Raw genomic sequence first — 26,201 nt, forward strand, 5'->3', positions numbered from 1 at the left:
AGCTTAGTTCTCATTCGGAGCATACAGGTCGCTCAGGCGCTGCAGATGCTCATAGCGAGCGGCTGCATTCTCTTCTGCCTTCTCGAACAGCTCCTGTGCTCTCTCTGGGAAGGAACGGGTCAGCGCAGAATAACGAGCCTCATTCAGGATGAATTCCTGATAGCTGGTTGTCGGCGCCTTGCTGTCCATCACGAACGGATTCTTGCCCTCTGCCTTAAGAGCCGGATTGAAGCGGAACAGGTTCCAATAGCCGCAGTCTACAGCCTTCTTCATCTCAGCCTGGCAGTTGACCATACCGCCCTTGATGCTGTGCATCTCACAAGGAGCATAGCCGATGATCAAAGAGGGACCCGGATATGCCTCAGCCTCACGGATTGCCTTCAGCGTCTGGTTGTTATCAGCGCCCATCGCGATCTGAGCAACATAGATATAGCCATAGGACATCGCAATCTCAGCCAGGCTCTTCTTAGCAATGGCCTTACCGGCAGCAGCAAACTGAGCTACCTGACCGATCTGAGATGCCTTAGAGGCCTGACCGCCGGTATTGGAGTAAACCTCGGTATCGAATACCATGATGTTTACATCCTCGCCCTGTGCCAGCACATGGTCAACACCGCCAAAGCCGATATCATAAGCCCATCCGTCACCACCAAAGATCCATACGGACTTCTTAGCCAAATATTCTTTGTTGTCTACGATATCTTTGCACAGATCGCAATTAGCTCCCTGCTTCTCGATGGCAGCCACCAAAGCCTTAGCAGCAGGCGTATTCTTTTCACCGTCATTAACGGTATCTAAATATTCCTTAGCTGCAGCCTTGACTTCCTCTGTAGCCTGATCCGCTTCCAGAATGGCCTTTACGTCCTCGATTAGACGGGTTCTGATTGCTTTCTGTCCCAGATACATACCATAGCCATGCTCAGCGTTATCCTCAAACAGTGAGTTCGCCCAAGCCGGACCATGACCTTCTTTATTCACCGTGTAGGGTGAGGTTGCAGCAGGACCGCCCCAGATAGAGGAGCAACCGGTTGCATTAGAAATATACATTCTGTCGCCGAACAGCTGGGTAATCAGACGTGCATAAGAGGTCTCTGCACAGCCTGCGCAGGAGCCGGAGAACTCAAGCAGCGGCTGCTTGTACTGGCTGGTGATCGCATTGATCGTCTTGGTAACTTCCGGCTTCTCGGAAACATTGGCTACGCAGTAATCAAATACTGCCTGCTGTGCATCCTGAGATTCGCGGGGCACCATGGTCAGAGACTTGGTGGGGCATACGCCTACGCAGACGCCGCATCCCATACAGTCCATAGGAGACACTGCCAAGGTATATGCATACCCATTCTTAGCAACAGTCTTCTCTTTTGCCGCAATCTTGATATTAGCCGGAGCTGCTGCCTTCTCTTCCTCAGACAAAGCATAAGGACGAATGGTAGCATGCGGGCAGACAAATGCACACTTGTTACATCCGATACATGTTTCGTTGTTCCACTCCGGAACGTTGACGGCAACGCCGCGCTTCTCATAGGCGGAAGCACCCTGCTCGAAAGTACCGTCTGCATGATCCATAAAGGCAGATACCGGCAGAGAGTCGCCATCCATCTTGCCAACAGGCGTCAGGATATTGTCGACCATCTTAACCAGCTTAGCCGGTCCCTGTGTCTTGGGAGCTTCTACAGTATCCACTGCATTAGCCCAATCCGCAGGCACATCGATCTTAACAAATGCGGATACACCGGCGTCAATTGCCTTATGGTTCTTATCTACCACATCCTGGCCCTTCTTCAGGTAGGACTTGGTAGCTGCATCCTTCATATACTGAATGGCTTCTTCAATCGGAAGCACCTTCGCCAATGCGAAGAAGGAAGCCTGCAGAATGGTGTTGGTTCTCTTGCCCATGCCCACCTGCTCTGCCAGATCGATCGCATTTACGGTATACAGCTGAATGTTGTTCTTAGCAATATACTGCTTGGTCTCTGCATTCAGATGATTGTTCAGCTCTTCGGGAGTCCACTGACAGTTAATCAGGAATACTCCGCCGGGCTTAACGTCGTTCACCATCTTATAACCCTTCAGAATATAGGAAGGATTATGGCAGGCAACGAAGTCAGCCTTGTTAATATAGTAAGGGCTCTTGATCGGCTTATCGCCAAACCGCAGATGGGAAATGGTGATACCGCCGGTCTTCTTAGAGTCATACTGGAAATATGCCTGTACGTATTTGTTGGTATGGTCGCCGATGATCTTGATGGAGTTCTTATTTGCTCCTACCGTACCGTCGCCGCCCAGACCCCAGAATTTGCACTCGATCGTGCCTTCTGCTGCCGTATTGGGAGAGGGCTTCTCTTCCAAAGACAGGTTGGTCACATCATCCTGAATACCAATTGTAAACTGGTTCTTCGGCTGATCCTTCTTCAGCTCCTCATATACAGCGAATACGCTTGACGGAGGCGTGTCTTTGGATCCCAGACCATAACGGCCGCCTACAACCTTAGCTGTTACGCCGTGAGTTGCCAGTGCGGTTACAACGTCTAAGTACAGAGGCTCGCCCAATGCGCCGGGCTCTTTAGTTCTATCCAGAACCGCAATCTTCTTAGCGGTAGCAGGAATGGCCTCGATCAGCTTTTCTGCAGAGAACGGACGATACAGTCTTACCTTTACCAGTCCGACTTTTTCGCCTGCGGCGGTTAAGTAATCAATAACCTCTTCTGCTACGTCGCAGATGGAGCCCATTGCTACGATTACGCGCTCTGCATCCGGTACACCGTAATAGTTGAACAGCTTATAATCGGTGCCAAGCTTGGCGTTTACTTTGTTCATGTATTCTTCTACAATGCCGGGCACTGCTTCGTAGTACTGGTTGCAGGCCTCGCGGTGCTGGAAGAAGATATCGCCGTTCTCATGAGAACCGCGCATTACCGGATGTTCAGGATTGAGGGCGCGGTTACGGAATGCTTTAACAGCATCCATATCCACCATGTCTTTCAGATCGTCATAATCCCAAACTTCGATCTTCTGAATCTCGTGAGAGGTGCGGAAGCCATCGAAGAAGTTGATGAACGGAACGCGGCCCTTGATGGCTGCCAGATGCGCAACGGCACCTAAGTCCATAACCTCCTGCGGATTGGTCTCTGCCAGCATAGCAAAACCGGTCTGACGACATGCATATACGTCAGAATGGTCGCCGAAAATGTTTAATGCGTGGGAAGCCACACATCTGGCGGATACATGGAAAACGGTCGGCAACAGCTCGCCGGCAATTTTGTACATGTTCGGGATCATCAGGAGCAAGCCCTGAGATGCGGTATAAGTAGTCGTTAAAGCGCCGGCTGCCAGAGAACCGTGCACCGTACCGGAAGCACCTGCTTCGGACTGCATTTCGGCTACCTTAACGGTAGTACCGAAAATGTTTTTAAGGCCCTGTGCAGACCACTGGTCTACATAGTCGGCCATGGGGCTAGATGGGGTAATCGGGTAAATGCCCGCAACCTCGGTAAATGCGTATGACACATGAGCCGCGGCATTATTACCATCCATGGTTTTCATTTTTCTTGCCATAGTAATTCTCCCTTTCCTCATTTTTACGTTTGTAAAAACGCATCATTGAATATCAGCCATTCATTTGCATGAAATTTCAGACAAACAAATGTGTTTGGCATGATTACATAAAATTAGTCTAAGGCCAGCTTCGATTTTATCACTTTTCCCCTAATATGTAAAGAGCTAAACAAAATATTTACGCTGGTAAAAAGTGCCGACGGTCGGGACCATTTTTCATCCTGATTTAAGCGCTTTTTTTCTTGCCTATGCTACGCTGTTTGCTGCTTTTCTGTTACGCTGCTTTTCTATTTGCCGCTTTTCCACCGCCACTGGCGGAAATAGACGATTTAGCTCGATTTTTTATGCTAACCGTGGCTGAAGAAGCAATCTATGGCTGAAAAATCTCAGTCATGATTCATTTACTGCCCACGTGTGGCTGAGTCTTTTCAGCCACACGTGGCGGAAGACAGCAGAATAGCAGAAATCCCTACACCATTCGGAGGATTTACGCTAGACCCGGCGCAGGCCAAATCCAACAAGGCCCCAAAAACAAACAAAGCAACAAGGGCCAACAAAGCAAACAAAATCAAAAACTGCAAAAGCCCCCTTCCAAACACAAAAGGAGCCCTGCTTAACAGGGCTCCCCGGTCTATCAAGCCTTACGGCTCATAGGTTGTAATTTCAATACTTGTAATTATTACATCTTCTCTCGGCTTATTCTCGCGCACCTTTGTCTGCCCCGGCTCATCGATGGAGGCATCCTGCTCCTCCGTCTTGCTATAGGTAGCAACCTTGGAAATAGCCTCCGCTACCTCCATGCCCTCCAGCACCTGACCGAATACGGTGTGAGTAGAGCTTTTATACACATAAGCGCTCTCATATAAAACACTGATCTGTGCATCCAGCCACATAGCGCCGCCCACTTCCTTATACTTATCCACCTTAGCCTGATCGACACGCTCTGCCTTTGCCGCCTGCTCATTGCAGGCCTCCAGCATGGACGTATCCTTATCCTGAGAGGTCACAATGAAAAACTGACTGCCGTTGGTTCCTGTATTAGCGCCGCGGTTTGCCATGCAAAGCGCTCCGTAGTACGGGCTCAGGTACTCCACAATCTCATCTTCAAAATTGCCGCCCCAGATGCTCTCGCCGCCGGCGCCCGTATTCGTAGGATCGCCGCCCTGGATCATAAAATCTTCAATGACGCGGAAAAAAGAAACCCCGTCATAGTATCCGTTTTGAGCATGAGTCACAAAGTTTTCCACTGCCTTCGGCGCTTCCTTTTCAAAAAATCTCACTTTGATGTCACCCATTGTTGTTTTGATAATTGCAATCGTGTCTCCCTTTTCCGGCTTCGAGAACTGGTAGTCATAATTGCTACTTCCGCAGCCGCTCAGGCAGGTCAGCCCCATGATCAGCGCCAGCAGCAGTGCTGCGCCCCTTTTCATTTTCTTGTTCATTGGTCTCCTCTTCCTTTCCCGTGTAAATTATTTATAAATTATTTTCTTAAAAATCCAGCCGTCAGCATAAAGCGGTCAAACGCCGCAACACCCTCCGGCGTATTTTTATAAACGCCTGCATCCTCCAGCACCTTTGAAAAAAGCTCTCCGACCTCCTGCTGCAGGATCTCTCTCACTCTCTTTTCTTCTTTCACGCAGCCGTACCGCTCCTGCATACGGTCAATCCATGCCGCATGCTTCTCCAAACTGCCTTTTTCCTCCTCCGACAGGTCCTGTAGGTCGCCGCCCATCAAAAGGCCCTGAATCAGCTCCAGCTCCTTCTGCAGCCGTCCCGGCAGCACCGCCAGTCCCATGACCTCTATCAAGCCGATATTTTCTTTTTTAATATGATGCAGCTCCGGATGCGGATGGAACACGCCATCTGGATATTCCTCCGTGGTCAGGTTGTTGCGCAGCACCAGATCCAGCTCATACTCGCCCTTTTGATTAAACCTTGCAATCGGCGTAATCGCATTATGCGGCTGTCCGTCCGTCTCTGCGAAAATGCCCACGCGTTCATCCGAATACTGCTCCCAGAAGTGCAGCACCTTTGCCGCCAGGCCAATCAGCGCCTCCTTATCCGCTCCGGACATGCGGATGCAGGACATCTGCCAGTTAATCACGCTCACGGATACATCCGGGAAATCCGCATGCTGATAAAACTGCCGCGCCCGGGCTTTTTCCATCGGAAACACATGATGCCCGCCCTGATAATGCTCATGATTCAAAATAGAACCGCCCACCACCGGGAGCCCTGCATTGGAGCCCATAAAATAGTGCGGCAGCAGCTCGATAAACTGAATCAGCCTCCGGAACGTCTTTTCCTCAATCTTCATCGGCACATGCTCGCCCTTCAGCAAAATGCAGTGCTCCTGATAATACACATACGGCGAATACTGCAGGTACCACTCCTCTGCCTGCAGATTCAGCGCAAGCTGGCGCAGATTCTGGCGAGCCGGATGGTTCAGCCGCCCTGCATAGCCCACATTCTCCGGGCAAAGCAGGCATTTAGGATAAGAAGAGGCCTTCATAAACTTTAATTTGGCAATCTCTCTGGGATCCTTTTCCGGCTTAGACAAATTGATCGTAATCTCCAGATCGCCATACGGCGTCGGCGTCTGCCAGTACAAGTTTTTAGCGACGCGCTCCTCCATCACATAATGATTATCGCGCGACAGCTGATAAAAATATTCGGACGCCTGCTCCGGCGACTCCTGCCGCAGTCTCTCAAATTCATGCTGCACCTCCGACGGCCTCGGCGTCAAAAGCCCCATGATCTTTGCATCCATCAGATCGCGCAGTGTAATACTCTCTCCTGCGATCAGCCCCCGGTCTACCATATAATCCAAAATCTTTTTCAAAACCGGGTAAGGGCTATGCCCATGAACCTGTTTCCGCATGGCGGAAAATGCTTCTCGGCATGGCAGTACGCCCTCCGTCTTCTCATACGGCGCTTCCCGCCGGAGAAGCTCCAGCAGCTGATTGCGCACATAGACGGCATCTGTCCGCTCGATGAGCTTTTTGTCGAGCCCATAGGCCAGCAGCTCCTCGATCAGAAATTCAATTGGCTCATCGATGCGGCCGGCGCCCTGCCCGGCCTGCGCCACATAGAACTCCGGTGTAAGTCCGGTGCGCGCTTCATAGGCCTCTCCGACCTCGCGGATGAAGCGCTCGACATCCTCTTCCTTGACAAGGCTCACTGTGCAGCCGCCAAAGCCTGCGCCCGTCATCCGGCTTCCCAGCGTGCCCGGGATGCGGCGCGCCTCCTCCACCATCGTATCAAGCTCCGTCCCTGTTACCTCATACAGATCGCGCAGCGAATCATGCGATTCGTTCATCAGCTGCCCAAAGCGCAGCATATCGCCTTTTTCCAGGGCGCGGACCGCCTCATGCACGCGCTCATTTTCATATACCGCATGCTCGGCTCTGCGCTGCGACACCTGCCCCACGATCAAATGCTTATGCGCCTCAAATTCGGCCGGCGTAAGATCGCACAGCGCCTTAATATCCAGCTTCTTCTGCAGGTCGCGCAGCGCCATCTCGCACTCAGCGCGCCGCTCATTGTATTTGCTGTCCGCCAATCCCCTGCGCTTTTTTGTATTGCCAATGACCAGCCTAACGCCCTCCATATTCAGCGGCGCATAACGGTAGGCCAGCGTGGCGCAGTCCAGCAAAATCGCCTGACTCTCACGCCCGAGCCCCACGGCAAACTGGTCCATAATGCCGCAATTCACACCATTAAACGTATTTTCCGAATGCTGACAGAGCTGCACCAGCGTCACCTTATCATAACCGGTGCCAAACAGATCATTGAGCATGGTAGCGATCAGCACCTCCACCGAAGCCGAGGAAGAAAGCCCCGACCCATTGGGAATTTCGCCCTGCAGCAAAATATCCATGCCCTGCAGCCGGTGCCCGCGCAGCTGAAATTCCTTGATCACGCCCTTCGGATAATTCGCCCATCCGTCCCGCGCATCATACTCATTATTATCCAGCGAAATCTCCGCCCGCTGCGGAAAATTCAGGCTCGCAAACCGCACGCGGCGATCCTTCCGCAGACGCACCGCGCCGTACGTGCCAAAGCTCAGCGCGCACGGAAACACCTGTCCGCCGTTATAATCAATATGCTCGCCAATCAGATTCACGCGCCCCGGCGCATAATAAACCGCCGGCTCCCCCGCGCCATACAGCCTTTCAAACTCTTTTTTCAGATTCACAGCGTCATTCCCTCTCTATTTCCTCCAGCCAAGCTGGAAATTAAGATCCGTTTATCGTACGTTCGATGACCTCCAGCACCGCCTGCGTTCCGTTGCTGACCCGGCTTTTCTCCATCGCCGCCGTATACCGGCGCCGATTTGACCACACCTCTCTGAGCGCCCTGCTTAAGCTTTCCTCCGTCAGCTCCTCCTGCGGCAGCACATAGCTGAACCCCTTTGCCGCAAACGATTTCGCATTCAGGATCTGGTCGCCGCGGCTTGCTGCCTTGGGCAGCGGAATCAAAATATGCGGCTTGCCGAGCAAAAGCAGCTCTGCCAGCGCATTGGCGCCCGCGCGGCTGACCACCATATCCGCCATCGCATACAGATGGGACAGCTCCTCCTTGGCATATTTCATCGGAAAATACCCCGGCCTCGGCACGCAGTCCTGCGCCTCCTGTTTCCCGCATAAATGCACCACTTCATATTCCTTGGTCAGGCGCTCCGCCGCCGGTCCGATCAGACGGTTCAGCGCACCGGCTCCGCTGCTGCCGCCCATCACCAGAACCACCGGCTTTCCTCTTCTAAGCCCCGTAATCCGATAGCCCTCTTCTGCGCTGCCTTGCAGCAGCTCACTGCGTACGGGCGTACCCGTATATACCGCCTTTCCGGCCGGCATATGGGCCATCGTCTCCTCAAAGCTCACGCAGACCGTATCCGCAAACGGCAGGCACATCCGGTTAGCCAGTCCCGGCGTAAAATCCGACTCATGCAGAACCACCGGCCGGTGCAGCATCTGCCCTGCCACAGCAACGGGCACACTCACAAAGCCGCCCTTACAGAAAATAAGATCCGGCTTTTCCCTGCGGATGATATGCGCCGCCTGCATCACGCCCAGCATATTTTTCCATGGGCTGACCCAGTTTTCCATATTAAAATCCCGGTGCAGCGGGCCCGCAGAAATGCAATAAAAAGGAAGACCCGCTTCCTTTGCCAGTTGTGCTTCTATACTATTTTTTCTTCCTATGTAACCAATGCGATAGCCTTTTTGACGCAGCGGCTCTATGAGCGCCAGATTCGGTGTCACATGCCCCGCCGTGCCTCCTCCTGTCATCATCACAAACGGATTCATAGGAACGCCGCCTCCTATGCCAGCTGTGACTGAATCTTAGCGGCCGTCTCTTCTAGCTCCTCCTGCGTAGCGCTCTGTCCCTCCCGCAGCGTAAAATTGCCTGCGTCCCCATAGCATGGGATGAGGTGCAGATGATAATGCATCACTGTCTGCCCTGCCGCCTTGCCGTTGTTTTGCATCACATTCAGCCCATCCGGCCGCAGCGCCTCCTGCACAGCCGCCGCCAGCCGTTTTGCCAGCCGCATAGCCGCAGCCGCCAGTTCCTCCGGCAGCTCATATAAATCCTGATAATGCCCCTTCGGCAGAATCAGCATATGCCCAGGGCTCACTGGACTCAGATCCATGATCACCCGAAACTGATCATCCTCATACACCGTATACGACGGAATCTCGCCGCTGGCAATTTTGCAGAAAATGCAGTCACTCATCAAGGACTCCTCCTTTTCAAAATGCTTTATGTCTCCTTATTATATATCAAAAAAACCCGTGCGGCAACGCCGCAAACATGAATAATTTGTTACTTCTTCAGCTGTGCATACACATCGCGCTTGGTAATCCCTCTGTCTTTTGCCACTGCCTTCATGGCCTCCTTCTCCGGAAGCTCTGCATACAGCGCCATATGCTCCTCTATGCTCAGTGCTTCATATCGCTTCTGCTGCTCCGCCAGCCGCTGCTCCTTTGTTTTTCCTTCAATTAAAATCACAAATTCTCCCCGCGGCTCATGCTCCTCATAATAGGCCGCCAGCTCCCGCAGCGGAAGCAGGCGCACCTCCTCGAACTTCTTTGTCAGCTCGCGCACAGCCGCCGCAGGACGTTCTCCGGCCGCTTCACTGAGCAGCTTCAGCGTCTGCTTTAACCGATGCGGCGCCTCATAAAAAATGGTTGTTTTGGTACTCTCTCTCAAATCTGCCAGCACCTGCTGACACTCTTTTTTATCTGCCGGTAAAAACCCTTCAAATGTAAAGCGCCGCGAATCCAGTCCGCTCAGCGCCAAGGCCGTCACAAAGGCGCATGGTCCCGGCAGCGCCGTAACCAGAACGCCGGCCTCATGGCAGCGGCGCACTAAAATCTGACCGGGATCCGAGATCGCCGGCATCCCGGCATCGGTAACCAGCGCAATCTGCCGCCCTTCTTTTATTTTATGAATCAGCTCCTCTGAGCGTTCCCTTTCATTATGCTGATGATAGCTGATCAGCGGCGTCTGGATGTGATATTGCTTTAACAACAGCCCGGTACTGCGCGTGTCTTCAGCCGCGATCAGATCGACTGCCTGCAGCGTTTCCAGCGTGCGCTGGCTGATATCGCCCAAATTCCCAATCGGCGTTGGGCACAGATAAAGCATTCCTTGCATCGCAGAGCTCCTTTGCATTTATTTTTTCATCCATGTGGATGGGATGACGGCAAACAGCAGCGGGAAAATCTCGAGCCTGCCCAGCAGCATGGCAAATGACAGCACGAGCTTGGAGAGCACGGAATATCCGGCGAAGCTGGCGGCAGGACCTACTCTGCCGAGGCCGGGGCCTATGTTGTTGAAGCAGGCGATCATGGCCGTCAGGTTGGTTTCCAGATCAAATCCATCGATGCAGAGCAGCAAAAAGATGATGGCTGAAATGACAACGTAGATGGCAAAATAGGCATTGACGCTGCTAAGCGTCTGGTTATCCACTTTTTTCCCTTCAAACTTAACCACCCCGACTGAGCGCGGATGCAGCATATGGCGCAGCTCGCGGCGGATCATTTTCATCAGCAGCATAACACGGGATATTTTGAGTCCGCCGGCCGTGGAGCCGGCACATGCTCCGATGCACATGAGCACTACCAGGATCCCCTTGGACAGATTAGGCCACAGATTGAAATCGGCCGTGGCGTAGCCGGTTGTTGTCATGATGGAGGCCGTTTGGAAGGCAGCTAAACGCAGCGACTCTGAAAAGCTTTCGTAAAGCTGCATTACGTTAAAGGTGACGACCAGCGTGGCCACGACCCAGATGCCCATATAGCACCATAGCTCGCTGCTGTGAAACGCAGCCTTAAACCGGCGCAGCAGCATCAGGTAAAACAAATTAAAATTGATGCCGAATAAAAGCATAAAAATTGTGATTACCCATTGCAGATAATGATTATATCCGGCAATGCTATTGGCTTTGATGCCAAAACCGCCCGTGCCGGCTGTGCCAAATGCATGCACAATGCTGTCAAACAGGGGCATGCCGCCGGCGAGCAGCAGAATAATCTCCAATACGGTCAGCACTATGTATAATAAATATAAAATTTTAGCCGTATCCTTCATGCGCGGCACCAGCTTGCCCACAGTGGGCCCCGGCACCTCGGCGCGCAAAATATGGATCGAGCGGTCCGCCGCTGAGGGCACTACCGCCATGATAAACACCAGCACCCCCATGCCCCCGATCCAATGCGTAAAGCTCCGCCAGAAAAGCAGGCCATGGCTCATTTTTTCTACATTAGTTAAAATGCTGGCTCCCGTTGTCGTAAAGCCGCTGACGGTCTCAAAAAAGGCGTCTATATACGAAGGGATCTCTCCGCTGATGACAAAGGGCAGCGCGCCGATGCCGGAGAGCAGCAGCCACGCAAAGGCGACAATCACAAAGCCCTCTTTGGCATAGATTACCCTGTTTTTCGGTTTAATCAGCAGCGTCATAGCCATGCCAAGCGCTAATGCGATCCCAATCGTTATCAGGAGCGCCTATGCACATTCCTCTGCATACAAAAGCGCTACGCCAAAAGGAAGCAGCATCAACAGCGCCTCTACTTTGACCACCTGACCAATCATATAAAATGTCATTCTGCGATTCATGAAGATTAACCCTCAAGCTTATTTTAAAATATCTGTCAAATCATACAGCCGCTGGTTGGTCGCCAGCACGATCACCTTATCGCCAACCATGATCATATCCTCACCATCCGGGATAATGGTCTTACGTCCGCGAATGATCCCCACAATCAGGATATTGGATTTTAATTCTAAATATTTAAACGGAATCTGCGCCTTTTTAAAGCCGCGCTTGGCAATAAACTCCAGCGCCTCCGCCTTGCCGTCCATCATTTTATACAGTGTTTCCACATTGCTGCCCATGGAGTTCTCCAGCGCTCTGGCATAGCGTACTACCAAATTCGAGATCAGCTCCTTTGGCGAAATAATGCTGTCAAGCCCCAGCTTTTGCGCCATCAGCATAAACTCATTGCGATCCACCTTGGTCAGCGCCTTCGGAACCCCCTGCGACGCTGCAAAAATAGACATCAGAATATTTTCCTCATCCATGCCGGTAAGGGAGATGAACGCATCTGTAGATAAGAGCCCCTCCTCCCGCAGAATTTCCTGCTTGGCTCCGTCGCCGTTGATGATAACGGCCTTTGGCAGCGCCTCGCAAAGCTCCCGGCAGCGCTGGCGGTCCTTTTCAATGATCTTAACCGAAGCGCCAATCTCGATCAGCATACGCCCCAGATGATATGCGGTCCGGCTGCCGCCCAAAACCATGACGCTGCGCGAGCCTTTTTGCAGATATCCCCATGCACGCAGCAATTTATCAATCTCCGAAGGCGTCGCCGTCAGGTTGATTTCATCTCCGCTTTGCAGCACAAAATTACCATCCGGAATAAACACCTCTTCTCCTCTGCGCACCGCGCAGATCAGGAACTTGGCCTTGTACTGCGCACGCAGCGTACTGAGGCTGATCCCATCCAATGGTGAATCCTCCCGCAGCCGCAGCTCAATCATCTCAAAATTTCTTCTAGAAAAATACTCTGTTTTGACCCCAGCCGGCAATTTCAGCAGACTAAGCAGCTCTTCCGCCGCAATCTGCTCCGGATTGATAATCATGGAAATTCCCAGCTGCTGCTTCATAAAGGCCAGACTGCGCCCTCTATAGCTAGGTGCACTGATGCGGGCCACCGTATGCTTAGCCCCCATGCGCTTAGCTAAAAAGCAGCTTACCATATTCAGCTCGTCCGAAGGGGTAAGCGCCAGAAAAAGCTCCGCCATCTCCGTATTGGCTTCCTCCAGCGTTTCACAATCAATACCGCTTCCGCACACGGCCATCACATCATGTACATTTGTAACATCTGCGATCACCTCGGGATTCACATCCAGCACCGTTACATCGTGTCCCTCCGCAACGAGACTCGCCAAAATCGTTGAACCGATCTTTCCACAGCCAACAATAATAATATTCATAAAGCACCTATTCCTCGATTTATCTTTTGTATATCCAATATAAAAATCGCCCTGATTTTCTCTTTTGTCGGGCTTTACTGATCATACCGCATCTTCCTCGAATTTGCAAGAAAAAGCTCACAAAGTACAAGCTAAGGATCGCCGAGGCATCCGCGCCGCCTAGTTTGGGTTCCTCCGCTGTTTTTGATCCTTCTGCCGGTTTTGACTCTTCAGTCGGCTTCAACACTTCAGCCAATTTCGACTCCTCCGCCAATTTCGACTCTTCAGCCGCCACTGGCGGAACTGGACGATATAGCTGAATTTTTTCCACCGTGTATAGCGGAACTCCTATAAAATAGCTGAAAAATACCCGTTAGCAAGCTTCACCAGCAGAACAATGGCGGAAAAAATTCCACCATTGTTCTGCCACTCTTGATAGATGGTGGAAATATTTCCTCCATTTTCTAATTTTTGTAAATCCTGACGCAGAGCACGCGCTTACTGAATCCCGATCTGATAAGAGAGTCGCACCAATTCTCCACTCACCCAGCTTCTCTATATGTCAAAGGGACGAAGCTCGGCCCGACCGCCTTCATTCCTTGACAAATCCCTCCTGCTCTTATATAGTAAAAGTAACAACAACCGCACAAGGAGGACCTTTCCATGAGCGCTATTTTTGACTCTATCAAAGATTTTTTCGCCGCAGTCAGCCGGTATCTCGAGATTTCCGGGGCCCTTTACGGCACCCTCGTCCTCATCGCCCTCGTCCTTCTTTTCATTCTGCTTAAAAAAATAGGTCGCCGCCTCTTCCGTCCCATCAAAACTGCGCGCATGCAGCTCGTCATGATCGACCAAAACAACGGCGAAGCCGCGCGCAACATCAAGCTGGTCCCCGGTCAGACCACCTCGCGTCTCACCAGCTCTATGGGACGTTCCATCATCGGCGACACCTATCTCACTTTCTACCTGCTCGACCGAAACAACAAGCCCATCCGCCTCAAAACCCCTTCGCAAAACATCAGCCAAATGAAGGAAGGCGATCTTTGCAGTGTCACCTATCAGGGCGAGAATCTAATCTCCTATCAAAAAACCGGCTCGATCCATGATGAGGACCAGAAACCGGTTCACTTTCAGTCATAACCTAAATTCGATTCGCAAGCCTAAACACCCACGACTCCTTCACATGCACCGCGCTCTGCGGACAAAGCTCCTGACAGCAAAAGCAGCGAATACAATTCCGATAATCCACCACCGGTTTTCTCAGCCGGTGGTTTTTTTCTCCCTCGCGGCGCTGCTTCATCACAATCACCTTCGCCGGGCAATTCGCCGCACAATCCCCGCAGCCCACGCACTGTGCCAGATCAAAGCGCACCTTAGGCCGCAGCAGCTTCATGCCAACCTTCGGCAAAAACCCCCCCTGTGACAGATCCGTATGGATATGCTCCGGCATGCGAAAATCCCGAACCACAAACTCCTCCGGCGCATCCCCCTTCGTCTGCACGGCGCAAGGCGCCAACCCCCTCGCGGCAGCCGCCTTCAACGTCGGCACCTGCTGCTCGCCAAGGCCGATCAGCCCTGCCGCCACGATGTCCAGCTCATAAGGACTCGCCGATGCCAGTACAGCGCCGATCTTACGCGGCGATCCACTGGTCGGCCCATCGCCCTCCATGCCCATCACCGCATCCATAAACGATAACACAGGCCGCTTTGCCTCACAGATATCGATCAGCGCATCGGCAAAGTCGTCCATTTTCGGCATGCGCACATGGTATTCTGCTTTCATCGTGCCGGGGACCGTGCCAAACATATTTTTCACCGCACCGGTATAGGTCATCATCCCATGTGTCTTTAGCTTGCACACAGAGATCACCTGATCCGCTTCCTGGCTCATAGCCGTTACGGTGAGATTCTTAAGCATTTTTCCGGCCACGCCGGAAAGCTGAACGCTATTGGTATTGAGGCTCAGCTCTGCGCCGCTCTCTTCGGCCGCCTGCTGCATGCCGGTGATTTTATAAATCCGGCGCAGCATGGCTGCGTTGAACGGGCCTCCGGGACTATCGCCAATGATCACGCGGCATCCATAGGCCTTGAGCCGCCTGGCAAGCGCCGCTACAAAGGCGGGGTGCGTCGTGGCCGCCTGCTCGGGCCCCTTGCCCATGACCAGGTTAACCTTGAGCAGCACGGTCTCCCCCTGCTTAATATAGGGACCGAGCCCGCCTATATCCTCTATGGCCGCTGTGAGCGCCTGCTCCAGCGCCTCTGTCTGATAGCTTTCACATCGATGAATGGTGACCATCCTGACCATATACCTCCAGCATTTGTTTTGTATAAACCCCCGGCGCTGCATAGGTGATCAGCGGCGGCTGCACGCGCAGCTCCGTCCCTCCTTGCAGGACCGCTTCTATGAGCACCTGCGTCGGCTCCTTATCAATATATGGATGCACCATTTGCAGGCGTTTCGGCTCTAATGATACGCGCCGCAGCTCGCTGAAAATCTCGCTCAGGCGCTGTGGGCGGTGCACCATATACAGCCGCCCCCTGCTGGGCAGCAAATAGGCGGCGGCCTCGACGACATCGCGCAGCGTACAGCAGATCTCATGCCGCGCGATCTGCACTGCCTCCGCTTGGCTGGTCAGCCCGTGCTCCGCCTTCATATACGGCGGATTGACCGTGACCGCCTGAAAGCTCTGCGGCTGAAAAAGCTGCCTCACGCAGCGCACATCGCCCTGCTGCACCTGCACCCGGTCCTCAATCTGATTGAGCCGCATACTGCGCTCTGCCAGCGCCGCCATCTCAGGCTGCAGCTCCAGCGCTGTATACTGCGCTTTAGGGTAGCGCGCCAGCATCAAAATCGGCACAACACCGCTGCCGCTGCACATATCCATCACGGTCTCTCCCGGCTTTGCCTTGGCAAAATCAGCCAGCAGCACCGCATCCGTGCCAAAACAAAAGCGGTCCGGATCCTGAATGATCCGGTAGCCGCCTCGCTGTAATTCATCGATTCGCTCCATATCCGCGCCCTTTTAAAATTCCTTTTCCAGCTCCTTAAGCTGCTTTTGGTCCTCTTTATCCATATATTCCTGATTTTGCCGGCGGTTTCTGCGCTTTTTGACAATCTTAATCTCATCCAAAGGAAACTCCGTAATAAGCACATCGCCCTTCTCCTGTGTGACGCCCACCTTGATCAGCTGACGCAGCACATTCACATGCAGTACCTCGCCCTCGCCGCTCGGCGTCTCCACCAGATCGCCCTCATCCGGCAGCTTTTTATTCAGCTCCTCATAGGTGCTCTCCTCATATTTTAAGCAGCACATCAAACGGCCGCAGGTTCCTGAGATCTTAGTCGGATTCAGAGACAGGTTCTGATCCTTCGCCATCTTAATCGACACCGGCGCAAAATCCGAAAGGAAGGATGCGCAGCAATACGGCCGGCCGCAGATTCCAATGCCTCCACCCATCTTCGTCTCATCACGCACTCCAATCTGCCGCAGCTCGATCCGCGTCCTAAACAGCGCCGCTAGATCCTTAACCAGCTCTCGAAAATCAACGCGTCCATCCGCTGTAAAATAAAACAAAATTTTATTGCCGTCAAAGGTGTACTCCACCTCTACCAAATTCATATCCAGATGGTGTGCCTTGATCTTCTCCAGACAAATATCAAAGGCCTCCTTCTCGGCCGCCATATTCTTGGCATAGATCTCTTTATCCTTCTCCGTCGCCTTTCGCAGCACATTCCGAAGAGGTGCCACAATATCCTCTTCCGCCGCCAGGCGCGGCTCCGTCACCACCAACCCGTACTCAATCCCGCGCATCGTCTCCACGATCACATACTCGCCCTTCTGAATGCGGTATGCACCCGGGTTAAAATAATAAATCCTGCCTGCGTGCCGAAAGCGCACTCCTATTACCGTAGTCAAAATAATCCTCCTACTTTAAAATCATCAATAAGCAATCGATGGCTAGTGCCGGATTGGCATTCGCCTTTAGCTTTTTATCAATATCCAATATCGTCTCCACGATTTGAATGAGTTTTTCACTTGAATAGTAAGCGGCTAAGCCGCAAATGGTTCTTGTCTGGTCGCTGCACAGAAGCCTCCCAGGCTCGCCCGTCTCCTGATAGACCAAGATATCGCGGTACCAGACAAGCATAAACGAAAACAGCTTGTCCTGCGCTGACTTATATTTTTCCCATAGCTGCTGCCCGCGCATCACTTCCAGCTGAGAAGCCTCTGGAATACGCGCTAAAAAATCAAATACCGCGCGCCGGATCTCTTCAAATTCTTCATTTTCACACAGCTGCAGAGCCTGCCCCGGCGCCCCCTGCGCAAACGCGGCCGCCATATTGGCTTTTTCCTTTGGTATGCCCCGCTTTTGCAGCCAGTCTCCGATCAGCGCCTGATTGAGCGGCTGCAGACTAATCCTTACGCAGCGAGATAAAACTGTCGGCAAAAAAGAGGTGCTGCTTTCTGCCAGCAATACGATAATACCGTACGTCGGCGGCTCCTCCAGCGTCTTGAGCATTGCATTTTGCGCCTCTATGGTCAGCTTATCCGCTGCCTCTATGATGTATACCTTTCGCAGGCTATCATATGGACAAATATTGATATCTTTGATCAGCTCTTCCCGAATCTGCTTAACTGAAATGCTGTTTTTATCCTCTGCCGGCGCAATCCTCTTTACATCCGGATGATTATGATGATCAAAGCTGCGACAGGCCGCACAGCTTCCGCAGCTTTCGCCATCCTCACTTCTGTGCTGACAAAGCAGCGCTTTGACAAATGCATCGGTGAGCGTCTTTTTTCCTATGCCGCGAATACCCTCCAGCAGGTATGCATGCCCCAGCTGGCCGCTCGCAGTCGCCGCCTTTAAATGAGCCTTCGGCCCTTCATGTCCCAATATAGCAGAAAAAGAGGCTCCCTCTCTGCTCAATTGATCAGCCATCGGGAGCCCCTCCTTTTAGAATCAGAATTTGTGGAACTGTTCAACATCAACTACAAATACCGTTGCGCCGCCGGCCGTTACTTCAATCGGATACGGAACATATCCTTCTGCGGTTGTCGTATAGGGTTGATTGGCAATGGTCATCTGCTTGACCGTCTGGCACTTCTCGTGAATGATCTGCAAAACCTGATCCAGCTTATCAGCCTCTACACCGACCAAGATCGTTGTATTGCCGACACGAAGGAATCCTCCTGTACTGGCCAACTTGGTTACCTGGAAATTATTCCGGTTTAACGCTGTGGTAAGTTTCTGAGCATCCTCGTCATGAATGATCGCTAATACAAGTTTCATTTTGATTCCTCCTTATAAAATAAAGGTGATATATATTTAGAATCGCTCACGATCTGGCCTCTGCCAGTTTCTGTACGCGTTTCAAAATATCTTGATGCACTGCCTGCGGATCCCTTGCCCCATCAATCAATACGATTCGCTCGGGATACCGATGTGCCAATGTCAGATACCCTTCATTAACCCTGCGATGAAACGCCTCCTGCTGCTGCTCCATCCGGTCCAGGCTTCCCTTTTGCTTTTTCTTTCTGCGAAGCCCTTCTTCATAATCAATATATATCATAAATGTTGCATCCGGCTGCAGGCCGCCGGTCGCAAACCGGTTAATCGCCTCAATGGTTTCAATGGTCATACCGCGTCCGATCCCCTGGTAGACCAAGCTGGAATCCAAAAAACGATCTAATAGTACGATGCTGCCTTTTTCCATGGCCGGCTTGATCTTCTCTGCCACATGCTGCGCTCGGGAGGCCGCATATAGCAGCGCTTCAGTCATCTGATCCATCTCAGCATACTGCGGATCCAAAATTACACCGCGAATCGCCTCGCCAATAGCAGTACCGCCGGGCTCTCTGCTTCTGACCACTGGATAGCCTCGTTCCAAAAGAGCCTGCTCCAGCATATCCATCTGCATCGTCTTGCCAGAACCATCCGGCCCCTCCAGCGTAATCAGTAAACCCATTGTTTCACTACCTCACGAACTGCTTTAATGTTAAATTGCCTTGTCGCCTTTATTATATCATAGGTGATTGTGTTTTTCAAGCAAAACCCTTTTCGGCCTGAGGCGTCCGCGTTACTCCATTTACGCTCCACTTGTAATACTTCTGTAATATTTTTTTATATTTTATTCATATTTCAGCGCGGAATCCATAATATTTTTATGCTATTATACAGCAGTTTAATGTATCATTTATTTTGTTTAGGAGGAAAGACCATGGTTCAGCAGTTTCGCGAAAATTTTCAAAAATGCCTCAGCATCTATCGTCAAGAAATCGCTTCTAACGCCTTTCTTCTGTCTCTGATCGGCCCGTTTTACGGGCTTTGCGATTACAATGTATACGAAGGCTGGAAGCTTTCAAGCGATATGCGCTATTTCGAAGCCTCCAATCTCATATATGCTTTAAAAAATACGGAGGGACTGCCTGCCGATCTCGTTGAATTAGCCGACGACTTTAAAGAGCAGGGGTATGAAATTAACAGCAGTCCTGATTTTGCAGAAGAGACAGTCAAGGAGCAGATTAAATTTATTTATACGATTTTACGAGGCGAAGCCATTATCACGCCTGATGCTCCTGCTTCTACTGAAGAAAATGACACACAGGCATAAAGAATTGCTTCCAAAAGTTAGCATGGTTATCATCGCTTTTGGAAGCAATTTTTATTTTAGCCTAATAGCTTCCTTCCATATTCATTGACTACCACTTCTTTAAACCCCAGCTGGTCATACATCCTCCTCGCCTTATTGCCGACTACACAAAAGAGGGAAATTTCTGAATACCCCTGATCCAATATATAATTGCACACACATTTGGCAAATTGTTTGCCAATGCCTTGCCCCTGCTGCTCCGGCGCCACAGAAATACCATCCAGCTCACAGCCATCCACATTTGCATAGGCAACAACTCTGGAATCCTTTACATAAACGAGTCGATCCTCTTTAGTGGCCGCCCACTCCTGCCGCTCCTCTTCGCTGGGCTGCTCCTGTACAGAATCCGGGAAGTCTCCTACCTGCAGCCGCATTTCATGAAAGGCCTTTGCATGAAACGCCTGCACGGTATGATAATCCGCATCCTGATACTGCCTGACTGGTGATGCATCCACCTCATACTGCTCGCCCGCATATTTCATATAAGCAGAAGAAAACTGCCTCTGATAGCCTCTTTTCTGCATAAACCCGGAAAACTCTTTCGCATAAGCCGTTACAATCTGCGTTGTTCCCTCCTGCCGCAGCATTTCCTCCCATTCTTTTAAGACAAAGCCTGCAATTCCTCTCCCCCTATACTCCGGCATCATATAGAGCGAGATAAAGGCCTCTTCCCCTGGGCAGATCAAAGCGATCCCCACCAGCGTATCCGCTTCAAACACTCCGTACACATCTTCATCTCTATGATCCAATGCCAGCTGTAAGTCACCCGGCATATCGCTCCGCTTTTCTACATTTTTTACATGCTTTGTATTTTCATCAAAAAGCCGCTGCCAATATATGTTTTTCATCGTCTACTCCTTGTTTTTAAAAAGCAAGTATGCTACATTAAGTGCATTCACTTTATTATACAGATAGGATCTACACTATGCAACCATCATTTGAACCAGAGGTCTCTCATGAATCCACAAAATGAGTATGAATTAAAAGCGCTTTTGCATCAATTTCTCAGCTTAGGCGAGGCGCTTCTCGCCAACGGTGCTGAAATCAGCCGTGTAGAGGATACCCTCACCCGTCTCGGGCTGGCCTATGGCGCTGAGCGCATGAATGTATTTGTCATTACCTCCAGTATGATCATCACCATGATCTTTCCTGATGGACAAGAGCTCACGCAAACCCGCCGCATTTTAAGTGCCGGCAGCTCTAATTTCACTAAACTAGAGGCTCTCAATGCATTAAGCCGCGACTGCTGCCGCGCCCCTAAACCGCCAAAGGAGCTTGCAAAAGCACTTGCTGCGCTCGACGCAGCGCCTCCCTCAAGACTGCGGTTTTATCTGGGCAGCGTCCTAGCTGCAGGAAGCTTTTCTATTTTCTTTGGCGGCAATATAATAGACGGCCTTACTGCCGCCCTTTTTGCATTTCCTCTCTGCTTTTTACAGGAAAAACTCCCCGCGCTCTGTTCCAGCCGCGTAATTTACAATTTTCTGATCTCCCTGCTGGTCGGCTTGGCGCTTTGCGGCTGTGCCGCCCTGTTTCCAGTACTGCATATCGATAAGCTCATCATCGGCGATATTATGTTGCTGATTCCCGGCATCGCTATGACCAATGCTGTACGCGATATTCTGATCGGCGATACCATCGCAGGCATCATGCGGCTGGTAGAGACCCTGCTCTGGGCCGGCGCACTGGCCTGCGGCTTTATGATCGCTATCATGCTGATTTAAAGGAGGGCGCCCATGAATGAAATTCTAACGCAGCTGATCACTGCTTTTACCGGCTCTCTTGGATTCGCCCTGCTGTTTCATCTGCGGCGGCGTCTACTGACCTGCGCTTCGCTGGGCGGACTGCTCAGCTGGGCCGTTTATCTGGCCGGCGAATGGGCATTTAACAGCATTTTTATCGCCTGCCTGCTCGCTTCTGCCTTCGCGGCGCTCTACAGTGAAATTTTGGCCCGGCTTTTAAAGGCTCCGGCAACTGTCTTTTTCATCCCTACCATCGTCCCCTTGATTCCCGGAAGTACCTTATATTATACAATGAGTCATGCTGTGCAAAATGACTGGCCGCAGGCGAAGGCCTATGCCCTTTTAACGCTGCAGTATACGCTGTCTATCGCCATCGGCATCAGCTTTGTATGGGCACTGTTTTATATGCTGCGCAAAATAAAGCCGCGCCTACGATAAAAACTTCTCTAAATTGACCCGCATCTGTCTGGCCAGCGCCTCCGGCGTCTGGCCTTTTTGCTTGGCCGCATAGGCCAAATTTTCCATCAGTACAGCCGGGATCTGCGTAAGCTCCATGGTCTCTTTCTGCATGGCCCAGGCTACCGCCTCAATCCCATCGGTCTCTACAAACAGGCGCTCTGCCGGGATTTCGCGCAGCATTTGCTGCTGCAGATGGGCTCCGGCCTCAGCAAGCCGCGCCGTATCCGGTCCCAGCGTAAAATAACAATCCAGCGCCATGTAGCGCTCCAGCGTTTTTTCCGGCCCGGAATACCAGTGCACGCAGATCCTTTCCGGGAAGCCCTGCAGCAGATCGGCAATGCGCTCCTCCTGCCCTTTGGTGTGCAAAATGACCGGCTTTTTTTGATCTGCCGCCAGCTGAAGCTGTTTTTCCAGCTGCCTTTGCTGCACCTCTAGCGAAACGCTGCACCACACGCTGTCCATGCCGATTTCTCCAATCAAATCACACTGCTCCAGAGCCGGCATGCTTTCCTCGATCGTCCACTGGTCCGCATACCAAGGATGGAGGCCAAAGCTAAGCCGAAGCTCCGGCCTCCCCTTAAATGTCTGCAGAAAGCGCCACTCCTCCGGTGTGCCGCTGGAAAAACAGGTGATCAGATCATTTTGTTTGCGCAGCGCCAGCTCCTGCTCTGCCTGAGGCTCTAAAAACGCGCTTATATGCGCATGCATATCAATGATCTGCATCCGTTTTTTCTCCTTTTGCCTGAATGATTTCATAGATCTCGGCCCGCAGCGCTCCCTGCGCATACAGCCACTGCCTGTCGCGCTCCTTCTGCGCAATGGTAATTTCCTTTCGGATTCCCTCTCCCGGACCGCCTAAAATCAAAATCCGGTCCGAGAGATAAATGGCCTCATCTGTATCATGGGTGACCAGCAGAATGGTCTTTTTTAAATTGCGGCGCAGCTCCTGAAGCCAGTCCTGCATATTTCCCCGCGTAATCACATCCAATGCGCCAAACGGCTCATCCAGCAGATAAATGTCTGCCTCGCACAGTGTGGTCCGCAAAAAAGCTGCCCTCTGCCGCATACCGCCCGACAGCTCATGCGGATATTTCTCTTCGCAGCCCTGCAGGCCAAAGCGCGCCATCTGCTCTCTGGCCCGGCTCTTCATCCTATCCTTCTGATGATGAATTTCACCGTAAAGGCATACATTATCCAATATCGTCCTCCAGGGCAGCAGCAAATCGCTCTGCGGCATATAGGCAAACTGACGGCTAACCCCTTCGATCCTTGCTCCATCGATTTCTATTTTGCCGCTCTGCGGCCTTAAATTGCCGGCCAGCACGTTGAGCAGCGTCGATTTTCCACAGCCGGACGGCCCCAAAATACTCACAAACTCTCCGTCCTGCACGGCGAAAGAGAGCTCACGCAGCACCGTCTGATCGGCATAGGAAAAGCTTAATGCGCAGATATTTAATTTCATTTATTTCCCCAAAAATTCATTTGTGTAGCAGTCGCTGGCGGGAATCGTCTGATTGATCACGCCGTATTCCTTTAAGAAGGCGCTGTAGTTGTCCCATACCTCGTCCTTCATGATGCCCCACACCTCAGCGTCTTCCATATATTTGCCGGCCAGATAGGTCTGGGATTTTTTGAGCATTTCAAGATCGTAGGTTGGCGCATAGGAATGCAGGATCTCGGCACTGCCCTCCGGATCGGCCATCACATCCTGATAGCCCTTTTCGGTTGCCCGCAAAAAGGCCTTGATCATCTCAGGATCACTCTCGATAACTGCATCGCTGGTAATGATGATGGGCGTATAATAATCCAGCCTCTCATCCAGCTGCCGGCATTCCATATAATTCAGCTTAACGCCGTTCATCTCGGCCATCACGCTGTCCCAGCCTTCAAAGAACCACATGATATCACAGCTTTTTCCCAGCGCCTCGAAGCCGCTGCCATCTGAAATGACCATATTCAACTTCGAAAAATCCTTGCCTTCCTTCGTCATGCAGGCCTCCAGCACAGCGGCCTCGCCCGGTCCGGCCCAGCCGGCATAGGTCTTGCCTTCAAAATCCGCTGGCGACGTGATGCCGCTGTCAGCCAGCGTCACGAAACCGGAGGTATTGTGCTGAATAATCGTCGCCACCGCTTTCACTGGCAGCGGATCCTCCGAGGTCAGCGCGATCGTCACATCCTCCTGATAGGCAATGCCAAACGTACCCTTCTGCTGCGCAATCAGCGTAGCCGTCGCCCCCTCGGTCGGCTCGATGATCTCCACATCCAGCCCCTCAGCCTCATAATACCCTTTATTCAGCGCCACATACATGCCCGTATGATTGGTATTGGGCACATAATCCAGCACCACCGTCACCTTTTTCAGCTCCTGATTTTCCTTGCTCTGCTCTCCCGTCTGCGTATCGCCGCAGGCGCACAGCGCTGTCGTGAGAGCCGCCACCAAAATCAGTGCCACTGCCTTTTTCAATTGCTTCTTCAACTTTCTTCCTCTTTTCATTCAATAGATTTGTATATAAACCCAGCGCCTAGTTTCCCCGCCTGGCGGGAAGCACGACGCGGCTTATTACCTTGATCAGGCCGTTCATCAACAGACTCAGCAGGATAATCATGATGACGCAGGCAAACACCCGGTCCAGCATATAGCCATTTTTCGCCCGGATCAGATAATATCCAAGACCGCTCTGTGAGGCGATCCATTCTCCGACCACAGCGCCGCTGATGCTGTAGGTGGCTGCTACCTTTAACCCTGACAGCAGCGATATCATGGCAGACGGAATCTTCACAATGCGGTATAGCTGCCACCGCGAGCCGCCATAGGCACGGATCAGATTGAGATAGCCTTCTTCCATCTGTCCCAGCCCGTCGCTAAAGCTGATTACAATCGGGAAGAAGCACATGAGCACTACCGTCAGGATCTTGGGCGCATAGCCAAAGCCCATATAGATGATAAAGATGGGCGCCAGCACAATGACCGGCACCGTTTGCGTAACGACTAGAATGGGATACACACACTTTTTAAATGTGGGCGCGGCATCCATCCAGATGCCGATCAGGATGCCGATCACAAAGGAAATGCCCATTCCGACAAGAGCCTCTGCTGCTGTCACGCCGGCATGGCGCATCAGCTCCGGAAATTCGTTTATGAATGCATTAAACGCCGCACTCGGTGAAGGCAGCACATACAGCGGAATACCGGCAATCCGCACCACTGCCTCCCATATCAGCAGCAGCCCTATGATCACTAGCACAGGCGCTGTCTTCGTCAATCGTTTCATTGTTCTATCTTCTCCTTTTTAACACAAAAAACCGATGCGTCTTATCTGGACGCATCGGCATGTATACAGCTCATGAATACTTGCAAAGGCCGCCTTTTATGCGCCGCCCTGCAAGCATCCTATTTGTCACTATATTTTCCTGCGCCAGTATTATCTGTATCAGGTTCAAAGGGTCAAAACCTTATGGTTTACTCTCAGGCCTTCGGCCTCCCCATTTTTGTTTCATTATACGCCAGATAAAAAGCATATGCAAGCTTTTTATTTTAAGTGCATCAAATTGCCAGTCTCTGGATATGCTATCCTCTATACTTGATTATGGAGGTAACGATTGATATTATGTTTGAAATGACACCCTTTGAAAAAAGCTATCGCAGCCTATTCAGCCGCAGCCCCTTTGCTGAGCTTGAAAAAAATTTCTTTGGCAATCTGAACGGCGCCTACGAATTTCAGACGGATATTCAGGATCAGGGCGACTCTTTTCTGCTGGAGGCCGATCTGCCTGGCTTTGATAAAAAGGATATTCAGGTGGATGTCCACCACCACCGCCTGACGATCAAGGCCACGCGGCATTCTCAGCAGGAGCAGCAGGATGAAAAAGGAAATTATCTGCGCCGGGAACGCACCTATGGCTCTTTCACCAGGAGCTTTGACATCGATGCCATTCAGGAGGATCAGATCTCCGCGTCTTATGCCGACGGGGTGCTGCGCCTGACTTTGCCCAAAAAGAAAGAAGCTTTGCCAGCCTCTCATCAGATCGAGATTCAGTAAGCAGATGCTTATCGTCAGGATTTGCAAAAATTAAAAAATGGCGGAAATATTTCCACCATCTATCGAGTCTGGCAGGACCATGGCGGAATTTTTCCGCCATGGTCCTGCCAGCGAAGCTTGCTAACGGGTATTTTTCAGCTATTACACGACCGTTCCGCCATACACGGTGGAAAAATTTCAGCTATATCGTCCGTTTCCGCCCGCGGCGGCTGAAGGATTGAAATTGGCTGAAAAATTAGGATCGGCTGAAAAACCGAGATCATCAGAACAACTAGCTCC

At 51.6% G+C, this 26,201-nt stretch carries 24 protein-coding genes, 1 pseudogene and 1 riboswitch; of the genes and pseudogenes, 5 read left to right on the plus strand and 20 right to left on the minus strand.

The window, feature by feature from the left end:
• Positions 1-3 precede the first annotated feature (3 nt).
• The 9 genes and pseudogenes from nifJ to HFE64_07620 all read right to left on the minus strand — a co-directional run bounded on the left by nifJ (position 4) and on the right by HFE64_07620 (position 13,363).
• Positions 4-3,555, minus strand: coding sequence for a pyruvate:ferredoxin (flavodoxin) oxidoreductase (gene nifJ / locus HFE64_07580; protein MCI8633321.1), 3,552 nt, complete (start codon positions 3,553-3,555; stop codon positions 4-6).
• A 641-nt stretch (positions 3,556-4,196) separates the two neighbouring features.
• The gene (locus tag HFE64_07585; GenBank protein MCI8633322.1) at positions 4,197-4,985 is read right to left on the minus strand and encodes a peptidylprolyl isomerase; all 789 of its coding nucleotides are present in this window, start codon (positions 4,983-4,985) and stop codon (positions 4,197-4,199) included.
• Positions 4,986-5,035: 50 nt separating this feature from the next.
• Complete coding sequence (locus HFE64_07590) at positions 5,036-7,753, minus strand: galactokinase (GenBank protein ID MCI8633323.1); 2,718 nt, start codon at positions 7,751-7,753, stop codon at positions 5,036-5,038.
• A 40-nt stretch (positions 7,754-7,793) separates the two neighbouring features.
• Positions 7,794-8,864: an undecaprenyldiphospho-muramoylpentapeptide beta-N-acetylglucosaminyltransferase gene (locus HFE64_07595; protein MCI8633324.1), complete on the minus strand. Its 1,071-nt coding sequence runs from the start codon at positions 8,862-8,864 to the stop codon at positions 7,794-7,796.
• 14 nt (positions 8,865-8,878) lie between these two features.
• Positions 8,879-9,292 (minus strand): HIT family protein, encoded by a 414-nt coding sequence (locus HFE64_07600; protein MCI8633325.1) that lies wholly within the window; start codon positions 9,290-9,292, stop codon positions 8,879-8,881.
• A gap of 89 nt (positions 9,293-9,381) precedes the next feature.
• Positions 9,382-10,215, minus strand: a complete 834-nt coding sequence (gene rsmI, locus HFE64_07605; protein MCI8633326.1) for a 16S rRNA (cytidine(1402)-2'-O)-methyltransferase — start codon at positions 10,213-10,215, stop codon at positions 9,382-9,384.
• Between the two features lie 18 nt (positions 10,216-10,233).
• Positions 10,234-11,676: pseudogene (locus HFE64_07610) on the minus strand (TrkH family potassium uptake protein).
• Between the two features lie 18 nt (positions 11,677-11,694).
• Positions 11,695-13,053 carry a Trk system potassium transporter TrkA gene (gene trkA, locus HFE64_07615; protein ID MCI8633327.1) on the minus strand — a complete coding sequence of 453 codons (1,359 nt, stop codon included), beginning with the start codon at positions 13,051-13,053 and terminating at the stop codon, positions 11,695-11,697.
• A gap of 19 nt (positions 13,054-13,072) precedes the next feature.
• A complete protein-coding gene (locus HFE64_07620) occupies positions 13,073-13,363 on the minus strand; it encodes a hypothetical protein (protein ID MCI8633328.1) in 291 nt (96 codons plus the stop codon).
• Positions 13,364-13,695: 332 nt separating this feature from the next.
• On the opposite strand from HFE64_07620, the gene HFE64_07625 reads away from it, so the two are divergent.
• On the plus strand, positions 13,696-14,172 hold the full coding sequence (locus HFE64_07625; GenBank protein ID MCI8633329.1) for a hypothetical protein: 477 nt from the start codon (positions 13,696-13,698) through the stop codon (positions 14,170-14,172).
• Position 14,173: 1 nt separating this feature from the next.
• On the opposite strand, the gene HFE64_07630 is transcribed toward HFE64_07625, so the two are convergent.
• The 6 genes from HFE64_07630 to HFE64_07655 are packed head-to-tail and all read right to left on the minus strand — an operon-like array spanning position 14,174 to position 19,000.
• Positions 14,174-15,337 carry a DUF362 domain-containing protein gene (locus HFE64_07630; GenBank protein ID MCI8633330.1) on the minus strand — a complete coding sequence of 388 codons (1,164 nt, stop codon included), beginning with the start codon at positions 15,335-15,337 and terminating at the stop codon, positions 14,174-14,176.
• Positions 15,306-16,043 (minus strand): tRNA1(Val) (adenine(37)-N6)-methyltransferase, encoded by a 738-nt coding sequence (locus HFE64_07635; GenBank protein MCI8633331.1) that lies wholly within the window; start codon positions 16,041-16,043, stop codon positions 15,306-15,308. The genes HFE64_07630 and HFE64_07635 overlap by 32 nt, the downstream gene beginning before the upstream one ends.
• 12 nt (positions 16,044-16,055) lie before the next feature.
• Positions 16,056-16,949: a stage 0 sporulation family protein gene (locus HFE64_07640; GenBank protein MCI8633332.1), complete on the minus strand. Its 894-nt coding sequence runs from the start codon at positions 16,947-16,949 to the stop codon at positions 16,056-16,058.
• Positions 16,950-16,959: 10 nt separating this feature from the next.
• Positions 16,960-17,973, minus strand: a complete 1,014-nt coding sequence (gene holB, locus HFE64_07645; GenBank protein MCI8633333.1) for a DNA polymerase III subunit delta' — start codon at positions 17,971-17,973, stop codon at positions 16,960-16,962.
• Between the two features lie 21 nt (positions 17,974-17,994).
• On the minus strand, positions 17,995-18,324 hold the full coding sequence (locus tag HFE64_07650; protein MCI8633334.1) for a hypothetical protein: 330 nt from the start codon (positions 18,322-18,324) through the stop codon (positions 17,995-17,997).
• A 46-nt stretch (positions 18,325-18,370) separates the two neighbouring features.
• Positions 18,371-19,000 (minus strand): dTMP kinase, encoded by a 630-nt coding sequence (locus HFE64_07655; protein ID MCI8633335.1) that lies wholly within the window; start codon positions 18,998-19,000, stop codon positions 18,371-18,373.
• A gap of 252 nt (positions 19,001-19,252) precedes the next feature.
• On the opposite strand from HFE64_07655, the gene HFE64_07660 reads away from it, so the two are divergent.
• On the plus strand, positions 19,253-19,645 hold the full coding sequence (locus HFE64_07660) for a hypothetical protein (protein MCI8633336.1): 393 nt from the start codon (positions 19,253-19,255) through the stop codon (positions 19,643-19,645).
• 56 nt (positions 19,646-19,701) lie between these two features.
• Here the strand turns inward: HFE64_07660 and HFE64_07665 are convergent, their stop codons facing one another.
• On the minus strand, positions 19,702-20,532 hold the full coding sequence (locus HFE64_07665) for a GNAT family N-acetyltransferase (GenBank protein MCI8633337.1): 831 nt from the start codon (positions 20,530-20,532) through the stop codon (positions 19,702-19,704).
• 108 nt (positions 20,533-20,640) lie between these two features.
• On the opposite strand from HFE64_07665, the gene HFE64_07670 reads away from it, so the two are divergent.
• On the plus strand, positions 20,641-21,405 hold the full coding sequence (locus HFE64_07670; protein MCI8633338.1) for a threonine/serine exporter family protein: 765 nt from the start codon (positions 20,641-20,643) through the stop codon (positions 21,403-21,405).
• 12 nt (positions 21,406-21,417) lie between these two features.
• Positions 21,418-21,861 (plus strand): threonine/serine exporter, encoded by a 444-nt coding sequence (locus HFE64_07675; protein MCI8633339.1) that lies wholly within the window; start codon positions 21,418-21,420, stop codon positions 21,859-21,861.
• Here the strand turns inward: HFE64_07675 and HFE64_07680 are convergent.
• From HFE64_07680 to HFE64_07695, 4 genes are read right to left on the minus strand one after another with little or no spacing between them, the layout of a single operon-like run.
• Positions 21,853-22,605 carry a hydrolase TatD gene (locus tag HFE64_07680; protein MCI8633340.1) on the minus strand — a complete coding sequence of 251 codons (753 nt, stop codon included), beginning with the start codon at positions 22,603-22,605 and terminating at the stop codon, positions 21,853-21,855. The two genes, HFE64_07675 and HFE64_07680, sit on opposite strands and share 9 nt — an antisense overlap.
• Positions 22,592-23,344: an ABC transporter ATP-binding protein gene (locus HFE64_07685; GenBank protein MCI8633341.1), complete on the minus strand. Its 753-nt coding sequence runs from the start codon at positions 23,342-23,344 to the stop codon at positions 22,592-22,594. Before HFE64_07685 ends, HFE64_07680 begins: the two co-directional genes overlap by 14 nt.
• Positions 23,345-24,376: an ABC transporter substrate-binding protein gene (locus tag HFE64_07690; GenBank protein ID MCI8633342.1), complete on the minus strand. Its 1,032-nt coding sequence runs from the start codon at positions 24,374-24,376 to the stop codon at positions 23,345-23,347. It abuts the gene before it with no gap.
• A 28-nt stretch (positions 24,377-24,404) separates the two neighbouring features.
• The gene (locus HFE64_07695; GenBank protein MCI8633343.1) at positions 24,405-25,154 is read right to left on the minus strand and encodes an ABC transporter permease; all 750 of its coding nucleotides are present in this window, start codon (positions 25,152-25,154) and stop codon (positions 24,405-24,407) included.
• A 119-nt stretch (positions 25,155-25,273) separates the two neighbouring features.
• A riboswitch (TPP riboswitch) is annotated at positions 25,274-25,378 on the minus strand.
• Between the two features lie 112 nt (positions 25,379-25,490).
• On the opposite strand from HFE64_07695, the gene HFE64_07700 reads away from it, so the two are divergent.
• Positions 25,491-25,922 (plus strand): Hsp20/alpha crystallin family protein, encoded by a 432-nt coding sequence (locus HFE64_07700; GenBank protein MCI8633344.1) that lies wholly within the window; start codon positions 25,491-25,493, stop codon positions 25,920-25,922.
• The last annotated feature ends 279 nt before the right edge of the window (positions 25,923-26,201 follow it).

It is taken from the genome of Lachnospiraceae bacterium, from assembly GCA_022794035.1.
Classification (GTDB): Bacteria; Bacillota; Clostridia; order Lachnospirales; family Bianqueaceae; genus CALWPV01.

Excerpts from the sequence above, each read along its gene's own strand:
- nifJ (MCI8633321.1), bottom strand. The coding sequence starts at position 3,555 with ATGGCAAGAAAAATGAAAACCATGGATGGTAATAATGCCGCGGCTCAT.
- HFE64_07585 (MCI8633322.1), bottom strand. The coding sequence starts at position 4,985 with ATGAAAAGGGGCGCAGCACTGCTGCTGGCGCTGATCATGGGGCTGACC.
- HFE64_07595 (MCI8633324.1), bottom strand. The coding sequence starts at position 8,864 with ATGAATCCGTTTGTGATGATGACAGGAGGAGGCACGGCGGGGCATGTG.
- HFE64_07600 (MCI8633325.1), bottom strand. The coding sequence starts at position 9,292 with ATGAGTGACTGCATTTTCTGCAAAATTGCCAGCGGCGAGATTCCGTCG.
- rsmI (MCI8633326.1), bottom strand. The coding sequence starts at position 10,215 with ATGCAAGGAATGCTTTATCTGTGCCCAACGCCGATTGGGAATTTGGGC.
- trkA (MCI8633327.1), bottom strand. The coding sequence starts at position 13,053 with ATGAATATTATTATTGTTGGCTGTGGAAAGATCGGTTCAACGATTTTG.
- HFE64_07625 (MCI8633329.1), top strand. The coding sequence starts at position 13,696 with ATGAGCGCTATTTTTGACTCTATCAAAGATTTTTTCGCCGCAGTCAGC.
- HFE64_07630 (MCI8633330.1), bottom strand. The coding sequence starts at position 15,337 with ATGGTCAGGATGGTCACCATTCATCGATGTGAAAGCTATCAGACAGAG.
- HFE64_07635 (MCI8633331.1), bottom strand. The coding sequence starts at position 16,043 with ATGGAGCGAATCGATGAATTACAGCGAGGCGGCTACCGGATCATTCAG.
- holB (MCI8633333.1), bottom strand. The coding sequence starts at position 17,973 with ATGGCTGATCAATTGAGCAGAGAGGGAGCCTCTTTTTCTGCTATATTG.
- HFE64_07650 (MCI8633334.1), bottom strand. The coding sequence starts at position 18,324 with ATGAAACTTGTATTAGCGATCATTCATGACGAGGATGCTCAGAAACTT.
- HFE64_07655 (MCI8633335.1), bottom strand. The coding sequence starts at position 19,000 with ATGGGTTTACTGATTACGCTGGAGGGGCCGGATGGTTCTGGCAAGACG.
- HFE64_07660 (MCI8633336.1), top strand. The coding sequence starts at position 19,253 with ATGGTTCAGCAGTTTCGCGAAAATTTTCAAAAATGCCTCAGCATCTAT.
- HFE64_07665 (MCI8633337.1), bottom strand. The coding sequence starts at position 20,532 with ATGAAAAACATATATTGGCAGCGGCTTTTTGATGAAAATACAAAGCAT.
- HFE64_07670 (MCI8633338.1), top strand. The coding sequence starts at position 20,641 with ATGAATCCACAAAATGAGTATGAATTAAAAGCGCTTTTGCATCAATTT.
- HFE64_07675 (MCI8633339.1), top strand. The coding sequence starts at position 21,418 with ATGAATGAAATTCTAACGCAGCTGATCACTGCTTTTACCGGCTCTCTT.
- HFE64_07680 (MCI8633340.1), bottom strand. The coding sequence starts at position 22,605 with ATGCAGATCATTGATATGCATGCGCATATAAGCGCGTTTTTAGAGCCT.
- HFE64_07685 (MCI8633341.1), bottom strand. The coding sequence starts at position 23,344 with ATGAAATTAAATATCTGCGCATTAAGCTTTTCCTATGCCGATCAGACG.
- HFE64_07690 (MCI8633342.1), bottom strand. The coding sequence starts at position 24,376 with ATGAAAAGAGGAAGAAAGTTGAAGAAGCAATTGAAAAAGGCAGTGGCA.
- HFE64_07695 (MCI8633343.1), bottom strand. The coding sequence starts at position 25,154 with ATGAAACGATTGACGAAGACAGCGCCTGTGCTAGTGATCATAGGGCTG.
- HFE64_07700 (MCI8633344.1), top strand. The coding sequence starts at position 25,491 with ATGTTTGAAATGACACCCTTTGAAAAAAGCTATCGCAGCCTATTCAGC.